We start from the raw sequence: 3294 nt of genomic DNA, 5'->3' as shown, positions 1-3294 counted from the left end.
CAGCACAGGCACCGTGATCCTCTTCAGATCCTCGGTGAAGTCGGTCTGCGAGAACGCGACGATGCCGTCGTAATGCGCCTTCGCGCCGCCCATCATGCCCTGGCGCCACCAGTTCAGGATAACGGGCTGCTGCGGCTTTCGCTCGGGACGGTTGAAGCCGTAGAACGGACCGGCCGCGAGATCCCAGTAGAATTGCGAGCGCCCCGCGGCAAGTTGCGCCTGCAGACCGTCAAAAATCTCCTTCGGCAGCCCGCCCGGATTGGACGCCGTCTGCACCATCAAGGGCGGCACCGCGGACAGGATCGCCGCCTTCGCCACGCGGCTCTCGCCATGGCGGGCAATGTAGTGCACGACCTCGCCGCCTCCGGTGGAATGGCCGACATGCACCGCATTCTTCAGATCGAGATGGGCGGTCAGCGCTGCGAGATCGTCGGCATAATGGTCCATGTCGTGACCATCGGCGACCTGGCTCGAGCGGCCATGGCCACGCCGGTCATGCGCGATGACGCGAAAGCCGTGGCCGACGAAGAACAGCATCTGGGTGTCCCAGTCATCGGCCGAGAGCGGCCAGCCATGGCTGAACACGATGGGCTGCCCCGAACCCCAGTCCTTGTAAAAAATATCTACGCCATCGGTTGTTGTGATTGTCGGCATGATGTCGATCCTTTCCCGATTCTTGTACCAGGCCGGATCGATGTAGAGTGGCTAAGTTGCAATTCCTATGACGCGAAATGGCGCAACTGACCGTCTTCGCGGCAAGTTGATCATGTCCGCCGCCGCGTCGTCACGCCGCGACAAACAGCTCGGCGCCCTCCATCGCGTAGCGGGCGTAGCGGAAATCCCTGATATCGCTGACCTGCTCGCCCGCCCATGCCAGCAGCACGAAATAGAGCACTGCGCGTGAGGACGCGTCCTGCACGATGACCGCGGACCGGCCCTCCACCAGGCCGGGCACCAGCTGCCAATCCTGCCGCTCGCGATAGCGGCCAAAATAATTCTGCACGACGTCGCGGCCGCGGCGGCGAAACCGGCTCACCAGCTCGAGTTGCACATCGTCCGCGAGCAGGTCGCGCAGGCCCTCGAAATCCCGCGCATTGAAGCGGGACACATAGTCCAACAGCCGCGCTCGCTCGGCATCGGCCAGCACCGGAAGCGGCCGCTCGTCCGCCTCGGTCGCGATCTCGCGCAGCCGCGCGCGTCCGCGATGCAGCGCCGCCTTGACCGCGGGAAGGCTGCTGTCGAGCAAGGCGCCGATCTCGCCCAGCGAATAGCCGAGCACGTCGCGCAGGATGACCGTAGAGCGCTGGCTGGTCGGCAGCCGCATGAAGGTTCGAAGGCTCGCGGTGACGGTCAGACGGTCATCGCTCGTGGAGACGGGATCGGCGGTCATGTCGAGAGCCTCCTCCGCAAGCAGCGCATCCTGGCGGGCGCGCCGCCGCAAAAAATCCAGTGCTGCATTGTGAGTGATCCGAAACAGCCAGCCCTCGGCATTGACGATCGGCTCGGCTTCCGAAAAGGCCTCGATCGCTTTCACCAAAACCTCCTGGACGACGTCCTCGCCGTCGATGACCGAGCCTGTCATCCGCGCGCAGTAGCGATGCAGCTTTGGCCGCAGCTCGCCCAAAGCCTGCGCCAGGCTCTCGCTGCTGAGAATGGCAATGGGCTCGTTCATCGCGTTGTTCGTATCCATCACGGTTCCTGCGGTCCGCTTTCCCCTTCGTTTCTCTTCAAGACGATCGGAGCGATCCAAAAGATACGCGGGCCGGAAAATTTACCACTCTGCGGGAGCGCGCGGGTAGCCTGCTCCACAAGATTGACCTTGTCCCGATGCCAAATTGGGCGCACCCTGTCGCCTTCAAATCAAAACACAAAATCGTACGGGAGGATTGGCATGCCAGAGGCAATGGTCGCGGCATCCGCGTCGGACTCAACTGATCGCAGCGCGGTGCAACAGGTCGACGTCGCGGTGGTCGGCGCCGGCTTTGCCGGACTCTACATCCTCCATCGCCTCCGCAAGGCAGGCTTTTCCGCCGTCGGGCTCGATGAGGCCAATGATGTCGGCGGCACCTGGTACTGGAACCGCTATCCCGGCGCACGCTGCGACATCCAGACCGTCGATTACAGCTACACCTTCGATCCGGACCTGGAGAACGCCTGGACCTGGTCGGAGAAATACGCGACCCAGCCGGAAATCCTGCGCTATCTCGGCTTCATCGCCGACCGCTATGACCTGCACCGCGACATCCGCTTCGGCACCAAGGTGACCTCGGCGACCTGGGACGAGGCGGCGCAGCGTTGGCTGCTGACCACCAGCAACGGCGCCACCATTTCCTGCCGCGACTACATCATGGCCACCGGCTGCCTGTCCGCGCCAAAGCCACCGGAAATCGACGGCGTCAAGGATTTTGGGGGGGAGATCTTGTTCACCGGCCGCTGGCCGCATCACGACGTCGACCTCAGGGGCAAGCGCGTCGGCGTGATCGGCACCGGCTCGTCAGGCATCCAGGCGATCCCCAAGATTGCCGAGCAGGCCGCGCATCTGACTGTCTTCCAGCGCACGCCGAACTTTGCCATGCCCGCGCATAACGGCCCGCGAACGACGGACCGCGTCGCGCAGTTCGAGGCCGACCGCGCCGCCTTCCGCGAACAGGCGCGCTGGTCGCTCGCCGGCGTGCCGATCGCGCAGAACACGTTCTATAGCTGGGCGCTCAGCGATGCCGAGCGCCGCGAGCGTTTTGAGAAGGCGTGGGGCGAAGGCGATCTCGTCTTCATCCTCTCGCAGCTCTGGGCCGACCAGGGCAACGACGTCGACGGCAATACGCTGGTGGCCGATCTGCTGCGCGAAAAAGTCCGCGAGATCGTGAAAGACCCGGAGACCGCGGCGGCGCTCAGCCCGTTCGATCATCCGTTCGGGGCCAAGCGGCCCTGCCTCGAAACCAACTACTACACCACCTACAACCGCGACAATGTCACGCTGGTCAATCTGCGCGACGAGCCGATCAAGGCGATTACGTCGACCGGCATCACCACCGACAGGCGCACCTTCGACCTCGACGTGATCGTGTTCGCGACCGGTTTTGATGCCATGACCGGTGCGATCCGCGCCGTGCATCCGATCACCGGCCGCGACGGCAAATCGCTGTCGGACGTCTGGAAGAACGGGCCGCAGACCTATCTTGGCCTCACCGTCGCCGGCTTCCCAAATCTGTTCCTGATCACCGGTCCGGGCAGCCCGTCGGTGCTGTCCAACATGGCGGTGTCGATCGAGCAGCATGCCGATTGGGTGGTCGATCG

3 protein-coding genes are annotated in these 3294 nt (G+C 64.0%); 1 reads left to right on the top strand and 2 read right to left on the bottom strand.

Translation table 11 applies throughout. From position 1 onward, the window contains the following. A partial coding sequence (locus JOZ76_RS10365) for an alpha/beta fold hydrolase (RefSeq protein ID WP_291698537.1) occupies window positions 1-654 on the bottom strand: 654 nt, incomplete at its 3' end. Between the two features lie 130 nt (window positions 655-784). Next, window positions 785-1690, bottom strand: a complete 906-nt coding sequence (locus tag JOZ76_RS10360) for a sigma-70 family RNA polymerase sigma factor (protein ID WP_291698536.1) — start codon at window positions 1688-1690, stop codon at window positions 785-787. A gap of 201 nt (window positions 1691-1891) precedes the next feature. Here JOZ76_RS10360 and JOZ76_RS10355 point away from each other — a divergent pair. Next, window positions 1892-3294: flavin-containing monooxygenase (locus tag JOZ76_RS10355; protein ID WP_291698535.1), on the top strand; the 1403-nt coding region annotated here is incomplete at its 3' end.

This window comes from Bradyrhizobium sp. (assembly GCF_019244115.1).
Taxonomy (GTDB): domain Bacteria; phylum Pseudomonadota; class Alphaproteobacteria; order Rhizobiales; family Xanthobacteraceae; genus Bradyrhizobium.
Note: the sequence above shows the minus strand (reverse complement) of the source record. Positions and strands in the feature narration are given on the sequence as shown.

Excerpts from the sequence above, each read along its gene's own strand:
- JOZ76_RS10360 (WP_291698536.1), bottom strand. The coding sequence starts at position 1,690 with ATGGATACGAACAACGCGATGAACGAGCCCATTGCCATTCTCAGCAGC.